This is a genomic window from Pseudoflavitalea rhizosphaerae (genome assembly GCF_003991355.1).
Classification (GTDB): Bacteria; Bacteroidota; Bacteroidia; order Chitinophagales; family Chitinophagaceae; genus Pseudobacter; species Pseudobacter rhizosphaerae.
This window is the reverse complement of record NZ_RCSU01000010.1, coordinates 13,263-32,884: the sequence shown is the minus strand read 5'-3', so window position 1 is coordinate 32,884 and position 19,622 is coordinate 13,263. Positions and strand designations below refer to the sequence as shown.

18 protein-coding genes are annotated in these 19,622 nt (G+C 48.2%); 13 read left to right on the top strand and 5 right to left on the bottom strand.

Annotation, left to right across the window (positions count from 1 at the left end):
* Nucleotides 1-159: 159 nt before the first annotated feature.
* The 3 genes from D9Y29_RS17330 to D9Y29_RS17320 form a co-directional block, all read right to left on the bottom strand.
* Entirely contained in the window at nucleotides 160-1,356 is a 1,197-nt protein-coding gene (locus D9Y29_RS17330; protein ID WP_127130517.1) for a FecR family protein, read from the bottom strand.
* A 95-nt stretch (nucleotides 1,357-1,451) separates the two neighbouring features.
* On the bottom strand, nucleotides 1,452-2,018 hold the full coding sequence (locus D9Y29_RS17325) for an RNA polymerase sigma factor (RefSeq protein ID WP_127130515.1): 567 nt from the start codon (nucleotides 2,016-2,018) through the stop codon (nucleotides 1,452-1,454).
* A 174-nt stretch (nucleotides 2,019-2,192) separates the two neighbouring features.
* Complete coding sequence (locus D9Y29_RS17320) at nucleotides 2,193-2,648, bottom strand: sigma-70 family RNA polymerase sigma factor (RefSeq protein ID WP_127130513.1); 456 nt, start codon at nucleotides 2,646-2,648, stop codon at nucleotides 2,193-2,195.
* A 223-nt stretch (nucleotides 2,649-2,871) separates the two neighbouring features.
* Here D9Y29_RS17320 and D9Y29_RS17315 point away from each other — a divergent pair, with 223 nt between their 5' ends.
* Nucleotides 2,872-6,039: a sensor histidine kinase gene (locus tag D9Y29_RS17315; protein ID WP_164735452.1), complete on the top strand. Its 3,168-nt coding sequence runs from the start codon at nucleotides 2,872-2,874 to the stop codon at nucleotides 6,037-6,039.
* A gap of 2 nt (nucleotides 6,040-6,041) precedes the next feature.
* Here D9Y29_RS17315 and D9Y29_RS17310 read toward each other — a convergent pair whose 3' ends face one another.
* Nucleotides 6,042-6,710 (bottom strand): LuxR C-terminal-related transcriptional regulator, encoded by a 669-nt coding sequence (locus D9Y29_RS17310; protein WP_127130509.1) that lies wholly within the window; start codon nucleotides 6,708-6,710, stop codon nucleotides 6,042-6,044.
* Nucleotides 6,711-7,025: 315 nt separating this feature from the next.
* Here D9Y29_RS17310 and D9Y29_RS17305 point away from each other — a divergent pair, with 315 nt between their 5' ends.
* From D9Y29_RS17305 to moeB, 8 genes are all read left to right on the top strand, one after another.
* Nucleotides 7,026-7,526: a BON domain-containing protein gene (locus tag D9Y29_RS17305; RefSeq protein WP_127130507.1), complete on the top strand. Its 501-nt coding sequence runs from the start codon at nucleotides 7,026-7,028 to the stop codon at nucleotides 7,524-7,526.
* A gap of 23 nt (nucleotides 7,527-7,549) precedes the next feature.
* Nucleotides 7,550-7,972: an SH3 domain-containing protein gene (locus D9Y29_RS17300; RefSeq protein ID WP_127130504.1), complete on the top strand. Its 423-nt coding sequence runs from the start codon at nucleotides 7,550-7,552 to the stop codon at nucleotides 7,970-7,972.
* Between the two features lie 116 nt (nucleotides 7,973-8,088).
* Nucleotides 8,089-9,687, top strand: a complete 1,599-nt coding sequence (locus D9Y29_RS17295; protein ID WP_127130502.1) for a L,D-transpeptidase family protein — start codon at nucleotides 8,089-8,091, stop codon at nucleotides 9,685-9,687.
* A gap of 70 nt (nucleotides 9,688-9,757) precedes the next feature.
* A complete protein-coding gene (locus D9Y29_RS17290) occupies nucleotides 9,758-10,087 on the top strand; it encodes a DMT family transporter (RefSeq protein ID WP_127130500.1) in 330 nt (109 codons plus the stop codon).
* Nucleotides 10,088-10,373: 286 nt separating this feature from the next.
* Complete coding sequence (locus tag D9Y29_RS17285) at nucleotides 10,374-11,321, top strand: PLP-dependent cysteine synthase family protein (RefSeq protein ID WP_127130498.1); 948 nt, start codon at nucleotides 10,374-10,376, stop codon at nucleotides 11,319-11,321.
* Complete coding sequence (locus D9Y29_RS17280; RefSeq protein WP_127130496.1) at nucleotides 11,318-11,773, top strand: M67 family metallopeptidase; 456 nt, start codon at nucleotides 11,318-11,320, stop codon at nucleotides 11,771-11,773. The genes D9Y29_RS17285 and D9Y29_RS17280 overlap by 4 nt, the downstream gene beginning before the upstream one ends.
* A gap of 12 nt (nucleotides 11,774-11,785) precedes the next feature.
* A complete protein-coding gene (locus D9Y29_RS26695; protein WP_206513819.1) occupies nucleotides 11,786-12,064 on the top strand; it encodes a MoaD/ThiS family protein in 279 nt (92 codons plus the stop codon).
* A 27-nt stretch (nucleotides 12,065-12,091) separates the two neighbouring features.
* A complete protein-coding gene (gene moeB, locus D9Y29_RS17275; protein ID WP_206513818.1) occupies nucleotides 12,092-13,255 on the top strand; it encodes a molybdopterin-synthase adenylyltransferase MoeB in 1,164 nt (387 codons plus the stop codon).
* A 131-nt stretch (nucleotides 13,256-13,386) separates the two neighbouring features.
* Here moeB and D9Y29_RS17270 read toward each other — a convergent pair whose 3' ends face one another.
* On the bottom strand, nucleotides 13,387-14,949 hold the full coding sequence (locus D9Y29_RS17270; RefSeq protein ID WP_127130494.1) for a hypothetical protein: 1,563 nt from the start codon (nucleotides 14,947-14,949) through the stop codon (nucleotides 13,387-13,389).
* 223 nt (nucleotides 14,950-15,172) lie between these two features.
* Here D9Y29_RS17270 and D9Y29_RS17265 point away from each other — a divergent pair, with 223 nt between their 5' ends.
* The 4 genes from D9Y29_RS17265 to leuB all read left to right on the top strand — a co-directional run bounded on the left by D9Y29_RS17265 (nucleotide 15,173) and on the right by leuB (nucleotide 19,581).
* A complete protein-coding gene (locus tag D9Y29_RS17265; protein WP_127130492.1) occupies nucleotides 15,173-16,342 on the top strand; it encodes a 2-isopropylmalate synthase in 1,170 nt (389 codons plus the stop codon).
* An 80-nt stretch (nucleotides 16,343-16,422) separates the two neighbouring features.
* Nucleotides 16,423-17,820 carry a 3-isopropylmalate dehydratase large subunit gene (gene leuC / locus D9Y29_RS17260; protein ID WP_127130490.1) on the top strand — a complete coding sequence of 466 codons (1,398 nt, stop codon included), beginning with the start codon at nucleotides 16,423-16,425 and terminating at the stop codon, nucleotides 17,818-17,820.
* Between the two features lie 18 nt (nucleotides 17,821-17,838).
* Nucleotides 17,839-18,435, top strand: coding sequence for a 3-isopropylmalate dehydratase small subunit (gene leuD / locus D9Y29_RS17255; protein ID WP_127130488.1), 597 nt, complete (start codon nucleotides 17,839-17,841; stop codon nucleotides 18,433-18,435).
* Nucleotides 18,436-18,465: 30 nt separating this feature from the next.
* Nucleotides 18,466-19,581 carry a 3-isopropylmalate dehydrogenase gene (leuB, locus tag D9Y29_RS17250; RefSeq protein ID WP_127130486.1) on the top strand — a complete coding sequence of 372 codons (1,116 nt, stop codon included), beginning with the start codon at nucleotides 18,466-18,468 and terminating at the stop codon, nucleotides 19,579-19,581.
* Nucleotides 19,582-19,622 lie beyond the last annotated feature (41 nt).

The window sequence follows — 19,622 nt, the reverse complement described above, 5'->3', positions numbered from 1 at the left end:
AATCAAATGCAATTGTAACAGGTTTGTCAAATGGTAGCCCGAATTGCCACAGGTGAGTACCAGTCATCTGTGGGCCACCCGTCAGTAGCAATGCTGCCGGGTTTTTTGCGGGCTCAGTTTTTCATTTTTCCTTTTTTACTTCATCAGCAGTCAATGGGTTTAGCGGGTTACTATAATCTTTTTTCCTTCGATGGTGAAATGCAGATGGCCTGTGAGACTGAGCTTATGCATCACGCGTGAGATGGGAATGTTCCTCGAAAGGTTGGCCATGATGGCTTCATTGGCCAGGTCTCCCTTCAGTACCACATCCACATCGTACCAGCGCTCGATCTGCCGCATGGCAACCGCCAGGTTGGTATTGGAGAACACGAATGCGTTCTGCGTCCAGGCAATCACGGGCCCGGTATCTGCTTTTTGTATTTTTATTTCGTTCAAATAATCTGGTTGGGAAGTATTGTCATGGGAAAAGATTGCCTGGTCTCCGGGCTCCAGGATCACTGGTGTTTTCCGGAAGCTGGTGGTGAGACCGATCTTTCCTTCCAGCAGTGTAGTGGTTACTACCGGTTCATTCGCATAGGCGTTGACGTTAAATTTTGTACCGAGTACCCGGATCTCGCCATGTGGTGATTGTACATAGAATGGAAGGTTCCTGAATTTCGCCACTTCAAAATAAGCTTCACCGGTGATCTCCACTCTTCGCTCTTTGTTGTTGAAGGCAGCGGGGTAGCGGATGGAAGAAGCCGCGTTGAGCCAGACTTTGCTTCCATCGGGCAGGGTTAAACGATAATGTCCGCCCCGCGGCGTACTTAATGTATTGAGCATACCTGCTGCATTCGACTGCCCGTTCAGTGAAAGGTAGCTCAGTTCGCCGTCTGCCTGTTTGAGGATGCGTATGCCGCCCTGTTCGGCAATATGACCGTTAGTTGTACTGTCCAGCATCACCTGTGTGCCATCAGCCAGGGTGAGCATGGCAACATCTCGTCCGGGCGGGATATCTGTAGTGGCTGCAATGACAGGGGGAGGCGTTTGTGTTTCATCGCTGCGTGAAAACAGGTACCAGGCCGCGGTTGTGGCGATCGCCATGATGGAAGCTGCCACTGCGATCCTTTTCAGTGTGAGCACTCTTCTTACAGGTTGCTGTTGCTCCGTGATCTTTTCGTAGAGCTCGTCCCAGTCTATTTTATCAGCCGCCGATCCGGGGGAAATGTTTTCATAGAGCGAATCCATGTAAGGATGTATCAAATCCGGCTCCATTTTCCTGAACTGATCGAACAGCTCCTGCAACTCGGCGCGGCTGCACTGGTTGCTGGTATAGCGTGAGAAGAGATAATTGAATCTGCCTGGTGTTGTTGACATACAGTTGTTAGTTTGCCTGTGATGGATCAGACATGGTTTGTTGTATGACGAATGGCGGATAATTGAATAACCGTGCGGAAGAAAAAAAAGTCAAATCAGCGGAAATGGTTCCAGGCGTAGATCCAGAAGATCATGCCGAGTTCGCCGGAATGTTTGTCGAGATGCGCTTTGATGAACTTTAGTGTTTCCGTGATGATATTGTTCACGCGGCTTTTGGAGAGGCCGGTGATGGCTGCAATTTCTTCGTGTGAGTGTTCCTGTTCGCGGCTGAGGCGGTATACCTGTTGTTTTTGAAGGGGGAGCTGACTCAGGGCCTGATCGATCAGTTGCTGGTATTCGCGCGTGAGGATGAATTCCTCCAGTGAGCGATCAGGCTGGGAGAGATTGGTCCAGACCTGGTTGATCATTTTTTGTTCGCGTGAGATTTTGCGTAGATGATCGAGGGTCCGGTTGCGGACCATCCGGTAGAGGTAGGCTTCTGGTGAATCGATGGCGGGAAGCTGGTTCCGCTGGACCCAGAGGCGTGTAAAACATTCCTGGATGATCTCTTCTGCATCGGCGGAGGATTTGGTCATGGCCAGTGCGAAGGAGAAAAGGCGCTTGCTGTAGGCATTGAACAAAGTTTTAAAGGCAGACTCATTGCCTGCAACGATCTGTGCCATCAGATCTCTTGCGGTATCAGGGTATTTGTTAACCAATCAGTGCCTTTGTGATGCTTAAAGTTCACAAAAAATCCGATATGGCATAAAAAAAAAGATCCCCGGCAAGAATACCAGGGATGGTTTACTAATCATTTCCATTAACACATTAACCCTTATCCTAAAAAAAGTTTGAATTCAGTTTTTTGATTTTTCCTGCCTCAGTTGCTGGAAATATTCTTTGGCCAGCGGTGGCAGATTTTCAGCGGGATTGTAGGAGAGCTCTCTCCATGGTCCCGGCCGGCTCAGTTCTTTTTCCATGAACTGGGTGGCATCCCGCCACACATAAACGGATAAACCGTCATCCTTGATCCCCTTCTGTCCAATCTCGATCATTCCAAAGCAGGCATCTCTCACATTTTTATATAGATAAGCCTTGATGGCTTTCCAGTTTTCGAATTGCATATGTGATTTCCAAAGACCTATAAACGTATTCTCTACAATTCTTTCTGCTTCCCTGGGTTTGTCCAAAATCTGTTTGGCAAAAAAGATGATCTCTAAATAGAACTGGTGAAAAATGATTGCAAATGTGTCGGTATTACCCGATCTGAATTGTTGAACGATTTCGTCTGTATTAGAATTCCTGTGGCTCATGGTTTCCTCCTTAATCTTTAGAATCTTCTTTCCTTCAGCAAAAACTTCCAAATTTAAGGACTACCTGGTTGGGAACCTCCGCTTGATTACTGTGGGAGGATTACAATGTAAACTTACGTTTCACGTTAAAATACAGATTGTAGTATTTTCTTTACAATCAGCGGAATTCATTATATTCATTGCTTCAATAACCCGTCCAATATTGCCATTTACCTTTTCTACTATGTCTGTAACCACAAGGGTTTGCCAAGCCTTACTGCTGCTCCTGCTGATTAGTGTGCCCATTTGCGTTAGATCACAGCAAACCAGTTCTCCGGATCCTTACCTGCTGGTGAATACGCTCAATGACAATAGCGGTCTGCCTCAGAATTCCATCATCACCCAATATATCGATACCAGCTCAGGCATGCTCTGGCTGGCTACCTTCGGCGGGCTCGTCCGTTACAATGGGATCTCCCTCAGAAGCTTCAATCACGATCATGATCATAGCCTTCTTACCAATAAACTGGTGAACCTGTTCCGTACCTATAACGGGGACGTGTATGCTATGAATGTTCATTCGCAGCTGCTGAAGATCGGGGCACAGGATGTCAGCATCAACCAGTCGCTCACCTGGATCTGGCAGCAATACTCCCTTTATGTATGGTTCCGCGGAGTGCTGCATTCTACAGACCAGATCCCGCGGCTGGGAGTGCATGCATTTGGAAAGAAAGCATACTATAAGGAGCAGGAGAACTGGCTCTCCACCTTATATGATTATTTCGTTACAGCCATTCCCAATAATCGCTTTGCCGTAGTCAGCAAAAGCAATGAACTGCTGATCTATTCAGACAGCCTGATAAGATTCCGGCAGCAACTGCCCTTCCAGTCAGATTCACTCCGCATCTTCTGCTCCGGAGGGCTGCTCTACATCTTGAACAACCGGCTGGAGGGCGTATGCTATGATGTGCGCGGACAACAGCCCGTTCCGGTGCCCGGAGCGCTGGCAAGGCTGGAGGAGATCCGCAATGCAGGGGGCAATACACAGCTTTATTACAATGAGCTGAACGATCAGGCCATTGTTTCCAGAGGGAGGGAACTGTATGTACTGGGATCGGATGACAGCGGTCTATATCCTGCATACCATGTGGCTGTAGAGCAAATGCCCAGGTCTATCAGCACCATTCTTTTCTATCCGCGTCACCGGACACTCTTTATCGGAACATCCACGGAAGGGCTTTTCGTTTTCAGGAAGAATAATTTCAAACAGTTGCTGGCGCCGGACCTGGCCCTCAATATCAACAGCGTATATGCACAGATCCTGAAAGACAGTAACCAGCTGCTCACCAGCAGGGGTGTTACTTTCAACCTGTTGAATAACGGCGCCGCCTATACGCAGGAGAAGAACAGTATGTATTCTCCATTTGTGCGCGACAGCACCGGCGGCTATTACTGGTGCAATGAAAATACGGTACAATACCAGCCGCCGGGTGGTGGGCCTGCCAGTATTTTCTACAGGAAATCCGACACCAGCCGGAAAGACAACAGGATCTGCTTTGTATGGCTGGACACTGCCACGCAAAAGCTTTGGGTAATGGAAACTTACCAATGGGGCTATTTCTTCCAGGGGCGATATTATGTATGCATCCATTCGCCCCGCAGCAAAATGCCGCATCCCTGTTATTTCACCCGCAAGGGAAGATTTATCTACCTGGCAACCGAACGTGGCGTTGTGAAACTGGATGAAGCCACCGGCCGCTGGGCCTTTGTACCGCAAACCCGCAATATGGAAGCCCGCTTCGTAGCGGCAGATCCTCAATATCCTGTTTGCTGGTTCAGCACGTATGGACATGGATTTGGCGCCTATCTTCCGGAAAAGGACTCTGTCGTTTTTTTCCCGCAGGATGCCAGCAGTTATTTGTCGAGCACCCATGCCCTGATCGAAGACAGCAGCCGGAATATCTGGTTGCCTACCAATAAAGGACTATTCCGGGTGCAAAAATCATTGCTCATGCATTTCATAGACCATCCCGGCAGCAGAGATATCCTGCATTATGATTATTTCGACAGGCAGGAGGGGTTAATGACGAATGAATTTAACGGTGGCGCACAACCGGTCTTCACCCGGTGGAAAGATGAGTTGCTCTTATCCACCATCAACGGCGTGCTGCGGTTCTCTCCAAATACCATTCCCGGCAAAGTCCTGTCTGAGCCCTTTTTCATCGATTATGCGGAAACGCCCGATCACAAATACATCAAGCCGGCCGGTGAAGGCATTTGGGAATTTGAGAAAGAGCATCGCGATCTCAAATGGATATTCAACCAGGCATGCTGGGGCAATCCTTATTCCCTGCGGGTGGAATACAGGATCGATGAGCGGTCAGCATGGAAAGTAGTGGAAGGGAACCGTCTGGTCACTGAGCAGGAGCAGGTCGGCGGTGGCGATCATACTCTGTATATCCGCCGGTACAATGCGGTGGACGGGAAATATATCGAGAAAGCAATTCCATTCAGGATCGGTCTCTACTGGTACGAAACCTGGTGGTGCTGGGCATTGGCGATGTTGCTGCTGATGGGCCTCATCATCTTCACTACCCTTCATTTCACTTTCCTCAAAAATCTGTTGCGCGTCAACCGGAAGAAAGATGAAGTATTATCTGAAACACTCACACTGATGGAGGAAGGCAATGCGATGCTGGATGCTTCCAATTTATATAAAGCGAAAGTGATGCATGTATTGATGCACGATATTACCGTGCCTGTGGCTTCCATCGAAAAAGTATCAGGCATGATCTCGCGCAACCTGGATAAAGTGAGCCCGGATACAATCAGGACCGTAATGAAGGAGATCAACGATGCCACGCGAAACCTGCTGATCCTTTCCGATCAGTTGATACAATGGTCCAATATCCAGGACACAGACAACAGTACTTCAGTGGAGCCTGCCGATGTTCATGCCGTGGTGGAAGAGATCAGGGAAGAGCTGGGCGACCGCTTTTTGTGGCGCAATAATGAATTGATCAATCGTGTTCCGGAAGATATGCAGATGCAAACGAAAGTTCATCTGTTGCACCACCTGCTTTTCAACCTTGTGCTGAATGCCAACAAGAATATGAAAGATGGTGTGATTGAAGTGGAGGCATCCCAGACACAGGGGTATACCGTACTGATCGTAAAAGACAATGGGGCGAGTATGGACACAGAGCTCCGCGAACAACTGATCACCGCTTCGGCTTCCCATGATTCATCTGCCGTGTATTCCGGCCATAGGTTATGGCATATCGGTTACCAGATCATCTTTGACCTTGTGCAATTGATGAAAGGGGAAATCGAGATCAAGGCAGGTGAGCACGAGACCGGGCTGATCATTGCCATCGGTCTGCCACCATTACATGAAATGTCCCGGAAATAAAGTTAAACGAAATTGTGTAGCCGCGCCATCTCGTGCAGCTCGATGATGTTCCGCGCATTCACCTTCTCCAGCAAGCGGTGCTTGTAGGTGGCGATGGTGCTTTGCTTTACTCCTATATCGGAAGAGATATCCTTCAGTCTTTGTCCTTCCAGGATCTGCCGCAAAACCTGTTGTTCTCTTCTGGACAAACTGAGGAAGGGATTGGGTTCTGCGGGAGAGTTCGATTTTGTATCGGAGCCGTTCATAGCCCGGTACTGCTTTACCAGCTTGCTCTCGAAGATCTGTCCGCTCAATACAGTCTGGATCGCATTCAGGATCTCTGTTTCTTTTGAGTCTTTCACCAGGAACCCGCGGATACCGGCTCCATAAAGCTGGTTGACATGACGTAGCTTATTCTTTGTTGTTACGATCAGGATGTACATGGAAGGGAATTTCTGTACCGTTTCCTCGATGAAATCGATCTTATTGGTCATATCATCATCGGTCAGTTCCAGGTCCCAGATGGCAAAAGTGAAGCGATGGCCCTGTTGCTCCAGGATCTCCTGGAGGTCCTTCATCGTGTTCACTATTTTATAATTGCTGTCGCGGAAATGAAGGTCCATGAAGAGCGTATAGCCCATGTTTGTAAGACCGTGGTCTTCGGCTATCAGAAAATATTCAGAAGTAGGCATATGGTAATGGTTTTATGGAAACTGGCCTTTTGACCAGGTGGTTTCCTTTTTGCAAGAGAAACCACTGCGTGCTTTTTGTGTCTGTAGATCCTCTTAAAGATAACAAATTATGAGTTTCAACTCTGTTTTCAAAGCCGTTTGTAATATGTTCTGCCATTATGTACAAAAGATTATAAATAGATATTGAACAAATTGATCCCAATCAAGGGTGACATAATAGGGTATTTGGCTACAAATACTGTACTGTTTAAAATAGTATATTTAGGCGTAATATATTGACTGGTATTTTTTTGCAAAAATCAAAATCACCGAATTATGAAAAAATGGATGGCAATTACGGCAATGGTATTGTTTGTAGCCTTTGCCCAGCAATCATGTAAGAGCAAACCCAAAGACGCCGACCTGCAGCAGGCAGCTACAGAAGCAGTGGCTAAAATTCCAGATGGAGGACCCACCCCCATGATCTCCGTTCAAAATGGCGTTGCAACCCTTACCGGTGAAGTGAAAGATGACAATGCCAAAGCTGCTTTTGCCGCAGCAGTGGCTGGCGTAAAAGGCATCAAGGAAGTGAACAATCAATTGTCCGTTGCTCCTCCTCCCATGCCAGATCCCGCACCCGTTACAGTTACTCCTGATGATCCCCTCACCAAAGGAGTGAATGACATCCTCAAAGATTTCTCCACTGTAAAATCCGAAGTGAAAGATGGCGTGATCACGCTTACGGGTACAGTTAAAAGGGCCGATCTGCAAAAGATCATGATGGGCCTGAATGCACTGAAGCCTAAAAAGATCGAAAACAAACTTACCATTCAATAACCAAACAGAGGAGGGAACAAACTATGGCACTTCAGGAAAAATACAAGGAACTGGTGGATGCCGCCAACGCTTCAGGCGCTACCAATCTGCAGGTTAGGGAGCAGGACAATGTTCTCTATATCGATGGCGATGTGCCTACGGGCGCTGCCAAAGACAAATTGTGGGACATCTATTCCAGGCTCGATCCTGATTACAGATCAGCTGACCTGATCATGAACCTGAACGTCACATCCATGGCTCCCGGAGCCAAAGCGAAAGTGACTACCACCTCTTCCAACCTGAACATCCGAAAAGGACCCGGCACCGATCACCCGATCGTGGGCAAGGCCGCTCATCATGAGATCGTAACCCTGGTGAACAAGGGAGAAGGTCAATGGTGGGAGATCAAAACAGATAAAGGCGTGGAAGGATTTGCCTCCGCACAATACCTTACTCCTGTAGAGTAAGCATCACCGGTAGTTTCCGGCTACCCGGCAGGCCCGGGTGGTCGGAAACTACTCTTATGCTCATACGCTTTCTTGCCAACCTGTATTCTATATAATTGATATTTATATTTGCACCTATGAACAGATTTGTACGATACGCTGCAGTAACGGCCATTATCTTTTATTCCTGCAATGGCAACAGTGAAAAATCTCCTCCCCCTGTAGCCCCCAGGGATACTACCATCAATGAGACGAACTCTTACAGCGAACTGTTCTTCGACAGCGCCAGCATGGAAAAATACATCGCTGCCGAAAAACTGCAAGATACGCTCGCAGACCGGGTGCGTAGTTTCTATAACTCACGCAACTACCAGTATGCCTGGTTCCTTGATGGCACCATTGCTGAATACGTGCCTACATTCATAGAGATGCAGAACAATTATATCGGATACTCCGGCGACAGCTCAATCTATGACCCCAGGTTGGAAGTGGTCATCGATTCCATCAAGAACAACAAGGACTCTTTCAATGTGAAGAGCCCGCTGCTCATGAATACCGAGCTACGCCTTACGGAACAGTTCTTCCGGTTCGCCAACCGCGCCTGGGCCGGCAGCAATCAGCAGCTTAAAGACCTGGGCTGGTTCATTCCCCGAAAAAAAGTGGACGTGGTGTCACTTCTCGATTCCCTGATCAGGAACAGGGGAAAAGATGTGTCCCGTTACGAACCCGTCAACCGGCAGTATAACCTGCTGAAAGAGTATTTGCTTAAATATTATGGTATCGAAAAAGAAGGCGGCTGGCCTTCCATTGCCGATCCTGGTAAGAAAGTGTACAGGGAAGGAGATTCTTCTGCTTTGATCACCCAGATCAAGAAAAGACTTTTTGCTTCCGGCGATTTCGAAGGCAGTGATACCAGTTCAACTTTCACGCCCAGGCTGGTGGAAGCCGTCAGGAACTATCAGGCAAGATATGGTTTCTCCAGTGATGGAAAAGTGAACAGCAAACTGGTGAAGGAAATGAATAAACCGGTGGACGACCGCATCCGTCAGATCCTGATCAATATGGAAAGGATCCGCTGGGTGCCTGCTGAGCCACCTTCCGATTACCTGCTGATCAATATACCCGAATACCGGTTACATGTATACGAAAATGGAAAATATGCCTGGAATATGGGCGTAGTGGTTGGTACACCAGCGCACAATACGGTGATCTTCTCCGGCGACCTCAAATATGTTGTGTTCAGTCCGTACTGGAATGTGCCGCCTGGCATCCTCAAGAATGAAGTATTGCCGGGGATCAGGCGAGATCCCGGTTATCTGGCAAGGCATCATATGGAAAAGATCGGGAACAGTGTTCGGCAGAAACCCGGCCCCTGGAATTCCCTTGGAGGCGTCAAATTCCTCTTCCCCAATTCCTACAATATCTACCTGCACGATACGCCCAGCCGCAGCCTGTTCGACAGGGACAAGCGGGCATTCAGCCACGGCTGTATCCGCCTGCATGAGCCAAAGCGGTTGGCGCAATACCTTTTGCGGGACGATCCCAAATGGGATTCGGCCAGTATCTCCAAAGCCATGAATTCCCGGAAAGAACAATATGTTACCCTCAAACACAGCGTTCCTGTATTCATTGGCTATTTCACTGCCTGGGTTGACCGGGAAGGCAGGCTGAATTTCAGGGAAGATGTATATGGTCACGATAAAAAAATGGCCGGGCACCTTTTTGCTGTGAAGTAGCGGTTTTTATCATTTGTATAAACAGCGCATACCAGGGTTGCGGAACTTTGCAGCCCTAAATCAATAAATTATGAACTGGGTTATTCTCATTATCGCCGGATTGTTTGAGGTGGCCTTCACTACCTGCATGGGCAAGGCCAAAGAAACCACGGGAGCTGCATCAACCGGATGGTGGATCGCTTTCCTGATCACGATGAGTATCAGCATGTACCTGCTGTACCGGGCTACGCTCACGCTGCCGATGGGCACTGCATATGCCGTGTGGACGGGCATCGGAGCGGTGGGAACTGTGCTGGTCGGTATCTTCCTTTTCAAAGAACCCGCAGGATTTTTGCGGTTATTATTCATCTTTCTCCTAATCGGTTCAATCATAGGGCTCAAGGCTGTATCGAAGCATTGAGTGAATATTTTTTAACAGATAGTCTACCCAATGAATAGGAATTGTAAATAATTTCCTATTATATTTGTAGAGAAATGAATCAACCGATGCAAATCAATCATTCAAATAATTCTTGTTGTTGCTGTTGTTGTAAACAAAGCGCCAGGGTTATTTGGGTGGGCGATAGCCGTTGGTTAAGTTAGTGTATATAAATATGCAACAACATAGTGAAGCTCCACCACGCGGTGGAGCTTTTTTTATGTCCCTCTGCGTCCGTGGCTCACTCATAAAAACAAAAAAGCCGATTATGTCCGTTACAACAGCATCAACAAATGTTGATCCATCGCTGCTGCAAAGTGTAAAGCTGCTGGGGAACCAGGTGGGGCGAACACCGTTGCATGCCATCACCAAACTCTTTTCAAAGCCCGGCGTGCAGTTGTATGCGAAGAAGGAATGGGAGCAATTATCGGGCAGTGTGAAAGCCCGCGCAGCATACTATATCTTTAAACATGCCATCGAGAGCGGAGCGCTGTCCCGCAATACTGCATTGCTGGATGCAACCAGCGGCAATACCGGTATCGCCTATGCGAAGATTGGACATTTGTTGGGAATACCTGTTACGCTTTGTCTTCCTGAAAATGCCAGTAAGGAACGAAAGGAGATCCTGTTGTCGCTTGGCGCCACTATCATTTTCACTTCCCGTTTCGAAGGTACGGATGGCGCACAGGCTGCCGCCAGGGAACTGGTTGCTTCCCATCCTCATAAATATTTCTACGCAGACCAGTATAAGAATGTCAATAACTGGAAAGCGCATTATCATACCACGGCGCCGGAGATCAAAGAAGCTTTGCCCGGACTCACCCATTTTGTAGCGGCACTTGGCACCACCGGGACCTTTGTGGGCACCGGCAGAAGATTGAAGGAGCTTGATCCCTCTGTACAACTCATTTCGCTGCAGCCCGATAATCCGTTGCATGGCCTGGAAGGCTGGAAACACCTGGAAACCGCGCTGGTGCCTGGTATCTACGATCCTTCCGTGGCAGATCATAACCAGGAAGTGGGAACAGAAGAAGCCTGGGAGATCATGAAAGCAGCCTGGAAATATGAGGGACTGCGGCTCAGCCCCAGCAGCGCCGCCAATCTCGCAGGGGCTATCCGCGTGGCCACTCAGCTGGAATCAGGAACAGTGGTCACCATTCTTCCTGACAATGCAGACAAATACAGTGAAGTAGTTTCAAAACTTAACATCATATGATCATCATCGATAACTCCGCCCGGGCAGAGATTTTGAAAGATGCTGTTGCAGCATTCCCGGATGAATGTTGCGGCTTCCTTTTCGGAACAGAAGACAGCAACGGCTTCCGCGCCATCACACAGATCCAGGTGGTGAACAATGCAAAGGAAGGCGATAAGCGCCGCCGTTTTGCCATTGCCCCGATCGATTATCTAAAAGCTGAACAGTTTGCAGAAGCGAACGATCTGCAATTGCTGGGTGTGTACCATTCACATCCGAACCATCCGGCCATCCCTTCGGAGCACGACAGGGTAGCGGCCCAACCCTGGTTCAGCTACTTAATCATTTCTGTGCTGGACGGAAGGTCTGATGCGCTCCGCTCCTGGAGGCTGAACGACGAGGACCAGTTCGACGAAGAAAATGTTGGCGTAGTGGCCGGCAATACCAATCATATATTCAATCATCAATCATAAATCGCATCAATCATGGCAACAGTGATCATTCCCACTCCGCTGCGCAAATTCACCAACAACACAGCCAGGCTGGAAGTGAAAGCAGAAAATATTCAACAAACAGTAGACGAGCTTACGCTCAATTTCCCTGACCTGAAAAAACATCTCCTGGATGAAAAGGGACAGATCCGTTCCTTTGTGAATATCTTCGTAGGCAACGACGATATCAGGGATCTGCAACAGGAACAAACAACCGTGAAAACGGATACCGTGATCAGCATCGTGCCGGCTATTGCGGGCGGTTATGCATAATAGTTATCATCCTAAAAAAATCATCCCATGAGCAACAATAACCCTGTTACTTTTTCAAAAGATGAACTGGCCAGGTATAACCGGCATATCATCATCCCCGGATTTGGACTGGAAGCACAGCAGAAACTGAAGGCCGCCAAAGTGCTGGTGGTTGGATCGGGAGGGCTGGGGAGCCCGTCGCTGCTCTATCTCGCGGCGGCTGGTGTAGGCACTATCGGTATCGTGGACTTCGATGTGGTGGACGATAGCAACCTGCAACGCCAGGTGCTCTTCGGTGTGGAAGCCATCGGTAAGCCAAAAGTACTCGAAGCGAAAAAAAGACTGGAAGCCCTGAACCCGCATATCAATATCATTTTACACAATACGCAGCTTACATCGCAGAATGCACTGGATATTCTCAGGGATTACGATGTGATTGCAGACGGCACAGACAATTTTCCAACAAGATACCTGGTGAATGATGCAGCGGTATTACTCGGTAAACCGAATGTGTATGCATCAATTTTCCAGTTCGAAGGACAGGTTGCTGTTTTCAACTACACCAATGCAAACGGAGAGCTGGGGCCCAACTACCGCGATCTCTATCCAACACCTCCTCCGCCCGGACTGGTGCCGAGTTGCGCTGAAGGTGGGGTACTCGGCGTGCTGCCCGGCATCATCGGCAGCCTGCAGGCGCTGGAGACAATCAAAGTGATCACGGGAGTGGGAGAGCCACTGTCCGGTAGATTCTATATTTTCGATGCGCTCAATTTCGAGAGCCGCACATTCAATATTTCAAGGAGAAAAGACAATCCGTTGAATGGAGAGAATCCAACCATCACCGGGTTGATCGATTATGAACAGTTCTGCGGCGTGAAGGCGGTGGAAAAACCGATAAAGGAAATCTCTGCAGAAGAATTATACAACTGGCAGGTGAATGGTGAACAATATCAGATCATCGATGTGCGTGAGCCGCATGAATATGAGATCGTGAATATCGGCGCTGAGCTGATACCGTTAGCTACTGTTGCCGCCAATGCTGATCGCATCAGCAAAGAAAAGAAGGTGGTTGTGCATTGTAAGATGGGAGGCCGCAGCGCCAAAGCAATTCGTGAGCTGGAAGAGAAATTCGGCTTTGAAAATCTTTACAATCTGAAAGGTGGTATCCTGGGCTGGATAGATGCGGTTCATCCTGAGCTGACGAAATATTAATTAGCGTGTGGCCAGTCGCTCGCCTCCCGGCGAGTGACTTCTATTTCGTCGCCTCCGGCGACACGGTGTTCGCCGGAGGCGAACAAACAAAGGTCACTCGCCGGGAGGCGAGCGACTGGCCACACGCTGCTTTATTCCTCCACCGCCTTCCTTTTGGAAGCGTGCAGATACTTTTGCCTGATAATATTCTGAACCGGCACTTTGCTGATCTTACTTTCCAGCCAGGAGATGATATCCAGATACATGAACGCACGCGTTTCGTAACGGTTACGCTCATGCTGTTTTAATTTATTGAGCAGCTTTTCGAATTCTCCTTTCAGGTCTTTCGGCGTTACGTGGAATGATCTCCGTAAGAACGCGAAGATCTCTTCTTCCACCACAGAAAGGTTTTCCATTTTCGACATGAAGCGATACACAGATTTGAAAAGATATTCCAGCAGATCATAGTTCTTCAATTCATAGTGAGCAATCAAATGCAGCAGGCGGCTGTAAGCCTGCAGGTCTGTGCGCAAATCCACTTTCCAGTTGATGATCTTGTTCAGGTAATCTATGGCCTGTTCGTACTGACCGGCGCCAAAATACAATGAGGCAAATTTGTAGTAAAAAACAAGAATGCGGTGCCGGTCCAGATACAAACTGTATTCTTTCAGTTTTGCTTCAATCACAGGCACCTGCTCACATCCTTCCGTGAAAGTGCCTTCCATGAAATGTTTATTGATCCGGCTGGTATTGAGGTATACAAAGGTCTGTATGGTATTGTTATGATTATGCACCACGATCTTCGAGTGTGAGAACTTTTCAAACACATCTAACACCTCATTGAACTTCTGGAAATTCCCCAGGTCAAAATGTGCGCTGAGCAGATTATGCAGCCCTTTGATGTAGTGGGCAGTTTCCACTTCTATCATTTGCTCTTCCTTGCTGAAAAGGTCCACCCATTTTTGAGTGTAGCGATAATAAGTGAGCAGGTCCTGCCTGATAAATCCGTACCAGCAATAACATTGGTACCGGTACAATCGTTCGTAAAAACCTTTCAGTCCTTCTGCTTCTTTGGGGAAATGTTTTTCGAAGAAACTGGTCACCAATTTTTCGTCCTTTTCATTTCTCGCATGACCATTCCTGATATACCAGCTATAGAGTTGAAGGGAGAGGTTACTGAGCTTGCTGGTCATATCCAGCCGCTGGTTCACTTCTTCTACTTCGGAGGTAAGTTTATCCGCGCGGTCCTGCATACTGCGGGTGATATGCAGGGCTTCGATTTTTTTCTCGAGGAAGAGTACCTGCAATAAATAAGTGAACTGGTTATAATAACGGGCAAGTTCCTTCATGCGGTCCAGCACTTTCAGGCTCTGGAGATAAAGACCTTTATTATAGAGGATGCGGGCATGGTCCATTTGCTCACGGAGCTGGATATCGATATTCTCATCATCCTTGATCAGACGGAGTGAGCTCAGGATCTGTTTGTACAGGTGGGCCTTGATATTGGAGAGCTGCTGTTTCTTGAGGTCTTTGTTCTTTTTAAGGATCAATGCCTCATCATATTCTTCCATTTTGTCCATGGCGTCGAACAGTTGCACCACTTTGAGGTCTTCACCGGAAGAATTCCGGGTCACATACAGTTTAAAATTTCGCTTTTCGGACTTTTCCAGTGAGTGGATCAGTTGAAATAAGGCGTCTGTTGATCTATTGGGCATCGTAGTTTAATATCGTTAAAGTGCTTGATAGACAATGTTTTACGATCATCTTGCACCCTCTCAGAAGTGTAAAATAGGTACAATTTTGATTTCCTTCCCCAAATTAATGGGAATAATTTCGGTTCAGCAGGTTGTTTTACCGGTTATCTATAGCAAGCAACACAAAAGTAAAACAACCTGCTATTTCAAATTTCTTAAAAACTAAATCCACCTATTGAATTGTATGCCGGATCAAAAGATATACATATTCGACACTACCCTCAGAGACGGTGAGCAGGTCCCGGGATGTAAATTGAATACCAAGGAAAAGATCGAGCTGGCATTGGCGCTGGAAGACCTGGGAGTAGATATCATCGAAGCCGGTTTTCCCATTTCTTCACCTGGTGATTTTCAAAGTGTGGAGGAGATCTGCAAGGTAATTAAGAACGCTACGATCTGCGCCCTGAGCCGTTCTGTGCAGAAAGACATCGAGGTTGCCGGTGAGGCACTGAAGAAAGCGAAGAGAGGCCGTATCCATACAGGGATCGGCACATCCGATTTTCATATCAAAGGTAAATTCAACAGTAACAGGGAAGATATACTGGCGCGGGCCATCCAATGTGTGAAATGGGCGAAGAACTACACGGACGACGTGGAATTCTATGCAGAAGACGCTGGTCGTACAGACAATGAGTATCTCGCACGTGTGATCGAAGCGGTGATCGCTGCCGGAGCAACAACAGTGAATATCCCTGACACAACCGGCTATTGCCTGCCATCCCAATACGGGGAAAAGATCGCGTACCTGGTCAACAACGTATCTAATATCGATAAGGCAGTGATCAGTTGCCATTGTCATAACGACCTCGGCCTGGCCACTGCCAATTCCATTGCAGGCGTGATCAACGGAGCAAGACAGATCGAGTGTACCATCAACGGCCTGGGTGAACGCGCCGGCAATACATCGCTGGAAGAAGTAGTGATGATCCTGAAACAGCACCATACGCTCGGATACACTACCAGCATCAAGGCACAACAACTGAACCCTCTCAGCAGGCTGGTTTCCGATACCATGCGGATGCCGGTACAACCTAATAAAGCGATCGTAGGCAGCAATGCATTTTCACACTCTTCCGGTATCCACCAGGACGGGTTCCTGAAAGATGCGCAGACCTATGAGATCATCAATCCGGATGAGGTAGGAGCGGAAGGCAGCAAGATCGTGCTCACGGCACGCAGTGGCCGCAGTGCGCTGGCACACCGTTTCCATAAGCTCGGATTCCAGTACACAAGGAACGACATCGATGTTTTGTATGCACAATTCCTCAATGTGGCAGATGGTAAAAAAGAAGTAAACGATGAGGACCTGCAAGCCCTGGCCAACGAATATCAGGCCGTGGCCGTAACAGCGTGAGCAGTATTTTCTCATAATCATGTAGTTTTTGTTTTCGCGTGGCGCGTCTGCGCCACGCTTTCCTCTCAAAAAGAAAAAAAGTGGCTAAGACATTATTTGATAAGATCTGGGATAAGCACGTTGTTCAACAAATCGACGGCGGCCCCTCAGTGCTGTATATCGACAAACATTTCATTCATGAAGTTACCAGCCCTCAGGCCTTCCAGGGGCTGGAGAAAAGAGGCATGAAAGTTTTCCGCCCACAGCAGATCGTTGCTACGGCGGACCACAACGTTCCTACTCTGGAGCAGCACCTTCCCATCAAGGATGAACTCTCCAGGGTACAGGTGCAACAGCTCATCACCAATTGCAAGAATCACAACATCGAATTATACGGATTGGGTCACCCATTCCAGGGAATTGTACATGTGATAGGACCGGAACTGGGCGTTACACAGCCCGGCATGACCATCGTCTGCGGAGACAGCCATACCAGCACGCACGGCGCTTTCGGCGCTATTGCCTTCGGTATCGGTACCAGCGAAGTGGAAATGGTAATGGCAACGCAGTGCCTGATGCAATCTAAACCAAAGCTTATGCGCATCAATGTAGAGGGCACATTGAATAAGGGAGTGGTATCTAAGGACATTATTCTCTACATTATCGCACAGATCTCAGCATCAGGCGCTACCGGTTATTTTGTTGAATATGCAGGATCCGCCATTCGCAGTCTTTCCATGGAAGGCCGCATGACCATCTGCAACATGAGCATCGAAATGGGCGCCCGCGGTGGCATGATCGCCCCCGACGAAGTGACCTTCGAATACATGAAAGGCAGACAGTTTGCTCCCGGTAACGGACAATGGGACCGCAAACTGGAACAATGGAAAGAACTCTATTCCGATGCTGACGCAAAATTCGATGTAGAGATCAACATCAAAGCGGAAGATATCGAACCCATGATCACCTACGGCACCAATCCCGGAATGGGCGTGAGTGTGGCTGGACTGATCCCCGGCGAAAAGGATATCGATGAAAAAGAGAAACCCTCATTCCTCAAATCGCTCGACTACATGGGCCTTCAGCCCGGTAGCAAGATCAAGGGAAAGAAAGTGGATTATGTTTTCATCGGCAGCTGCACCAACAGCCGTATTGAAGACCTTCGCCTGGTGGCCGGTTTCGTGAAAGGCAAAAAGAAAGCCAGCGATGTGGAAGTATGGATCGTGCCCGGTTCCAAGCAGGTGGAAAAACAAGCCATCGCGGAAGGGATCGACAAGGTCTTCGAGGAAGCTGGCTTCCAGCTCCGTCAACCAGGGTGCTCTGCCTGCCTGGGTATGAATGAAGACAAGATCCCTGCGGGAAAATATTGCGTTAGTACCAGTAACAGGAATTTCGAAGGAAGGCAGGGACCCAATGCCCGCACTTTCCTGGTAAGCCCGCTGACTGCTGCCGTGGCGGCCATCACCGGAGAGGTAGGAGACGTAAGAGAATTTATCTAAACAAGAACAAGTAAGAACGTGAGTAAATCAATCAATATAGTATCAAGCAGGGCAGTGCCACTCAGGGAAACCAATGTGGACACAGACCAGATCATTCCTGCCCGTTTCCTGAAAGCTACCAGCCGTGCAGGTTTTGGAAAGAACCTGTTCCGCGACTGGCGTTATGCAAATGATGATGAGAACCAGCCACGCGCTGAATTCGTTCTCAATAATCCTACCTGGTCCGGAAAAGTTTTGGTTGCCGGAAAAAATTTCGGTTGTGGATCATCGAGAGAACATGCCGCCTGGGCCATCAAGGATTATGGGTTCGATGTGGTAGTGAGCAGTTTCTTTGCTGACATCTTCCGCAACAATGCCCTCAATAATTTCCTGCTGCCTGTTCAGGTGAGCGATGAATTCCTGGAACAGCTCTTCGATGCCGTGGAAAAGGACCCCGCCACTGAAGTGGTGGTTAACGTGGAGGCACAAACGATTTCCGTTCCCGCTGCCGGACTGCAAAGCAGTTTCGACATCAACAATTACAAGAAAACCTGTCTGCTCAACGGCTATGATGATATCGATTATCTCCTTAGCATCAAACCAGCCATTGAAGCATTTGAACAACAACACAAATAAGGACGCTCTGAACCCTGAAACGATCAAACTATGGAAAAGAATATTGTAGTTATAGAAGGTGACGGTATCGGTCCTGAAGTGACCCGCCAGTCCGTGAAGGTGCTGAACACCATTGCTGAGCAGTTCGGTCACACCTTTCATTATACTTATTGCCTGATGGGCGCCGATGCCATCGATAAAACCGGCAACCCGCTTCCCGATGAAACCATCGAAGCCTGCCTGAACAGCGATGCTATTTTGTTCGGCGCAATCGGTCATCCCAAATATGATAACGATCCTACCGCCAAAGTAAGGCCGGAACAAGGTTTGCTGAAGCTCCGCAAGAGCCTGCAACTGTTCGCCAATATCAGGCCGGTAACCACATATACTTCTTTACATCACCTGAGCCCGTTGAAAACAAAGAATATCGAAGGCGTTGACTTCGTGATCTTCCGCGAGCTCACCGGTGGTATCTACTTCGGTAAGAAAGAAGTGAATGAAGAAAGAACACAGGCCTCTGATGATTGCGTGTATACCCGGGATGAGATCGAGCGTGTAACCCATCTTGCTTTTCAATATGCACAACAGCGCAGGAAAAAGCTGACGCTGGTGGATAAGGCCAATGTGCTGGAAACATCCCGCCTTTGGCGCAAAGTGGTGCAGGAGATCGCGGCGCAATATGCGGACGTGGCTGTTGACTTCCTGTTTGTTGACAATGCGGCTATGCAGATCATCCTGAACCCGAAACAATTTGATGTGGTGCTCACAGAGAATATGTTCGGTGATATCATCAGCGATGAAGCCAGTGTGATCAGTGGTTCACTGGGACTGCTGCCTTCCGCGAGTATCGGGAAAGGCGCTGCATTGTTTGAGCCTATTCACGGTTCTTATCCGCAGGCTGCCGGTAAAGACATTGCCAATCCGCTGGGCTCCATTCTCAGTGCTGCCATGCTGCTGGACCATTTGGGACTGGCTAAAGAAGCAGCCCTGGTACGGGAAGCCGCAGAGTGGACATTGAGCAATAGTTTCGTAACCAAAGACATCGATCCTATTAATTTTTATTTCACCAGCACCATCGGGGAACTGATCTGTGATTATGTTTCCAACAGGGTGCCGGGTGGTATCAATAAAGCAAATATTGAGTTGAGGAAGTCAACCATTATTTAAGTTTTTTCAGAAAAGTTGCTTGCTACAGTTCTTTTTATCAA

Bases quoted from the DNA above. Each gene is read 5' to 3' on its own strand.
- D9Y29_RS17330 (WP_127130517.1), bottom strand. From the start codon at position 1,356: ATGTCAACAACACCAGGCAGATTCAATTATCTCTTCTCACGCTATACC.
- D9Y29_RS17325 (WP_127130515.1), bottom strand. From the start codon at position 2,018: ATGGCACAGATCGTTGCAGGCAATGAGTCTGCCTTTAAAACTTTGTTC.
- D9Y29_RS17320 (WP_127130513.1), bottom strand. From the start codon at position 2,648: ATGAGCCACAGGAATTCTAATACAGACGAAATCGTTCAACAATTCAGA.
- D9Y29_RS17315 (WP_164735452.1), top strand. From the start codon at position 2,872: ATGTCTGTAACCACAAGGGTTTGCCAAGCCTTACTGCTGCTCCTGCTG.
- D9Y29_RS17310 (WP_127130509.1), bottom strand. From the start codon at position 6,710: ATGCCTACTTCTGAATATTTTCTGATAGCCGAAGACCACGGTCTTACA.
- D9Y29_RS17305 (WP_127130507.1), top strand. From the start codon at position 7,026: ATGAAAAAATGGATGGCAATTACGGCAATGGTATTGTTTGTAGCCTTT.
- D9Y29_RS17300 (WP_127130504.1), top strand. From the start codon at position 7,550: ATGGCACTTCAGGAAAAATACAAGGAACTGGTGGATGCCGCCAACGCT.
- D9Y29_RS17295 (WP_127130502.1), top strand. From the start codon at position 8,089: ATGAACAGATTTGTACGATACGCTGCAGTAACGGCCATTATCTTTTAT.
- D9Y29_RS17290 (WP_127130500.1), top strand. From the start codon at position 9,758: ATGAACTGGGTTATTCTCATTATCGCCGGATTGTTTGAGGTGGCCTTC.
- D9Y29_RS17285 (WP_127130498.1), top strand. From the start codon at position 10,374: ATGTCCGTTACAACAGCATCAACAAATGTTGATCCATCGCTGCTGCAA.
- D9Y29_RS17280 (WP_127130496.1), top strand. From the start codon at position 11,318: ATGATCATCATCGATAACTCCGCCCGGGCAGAGATTTTGAAAGATGCT.
- D9Y29_RS26695 (WP_206513819.1), top strand. From the start codon at position 11,786: ATGGCAACAGTGATCATTCCCACTCCGCTGCGCAAATTCACCAACAAC.
- moeB (WP_206513818.1), top strand. From the start codon at position 12,092: ATGAGCAACAATAACCCTGTTACTTTTTCAAAAGATGAACTGGCCAGG.
- D9Y29_RS17270 (WP_127130494.1), bottom strand. From the start codon at position 14,949: ATGCCCAATAGATCAACAGACGCCTTATTTCAACTGATCCACTCACTG.
- D9Y29_RS17265 (WP_127130492.1), top strand. From the start codon at position 15,173: ATGCCGGATCAAAAGATATACATATTCGACACTACCCTCAGAGACGGT.
- leuB (WP_127130486.1), top strand. From the start codon at position 18,466: ATGGAAAAGAATATTGTAGTTATAGAAGGTGACGGTATCGGTCCTGAA.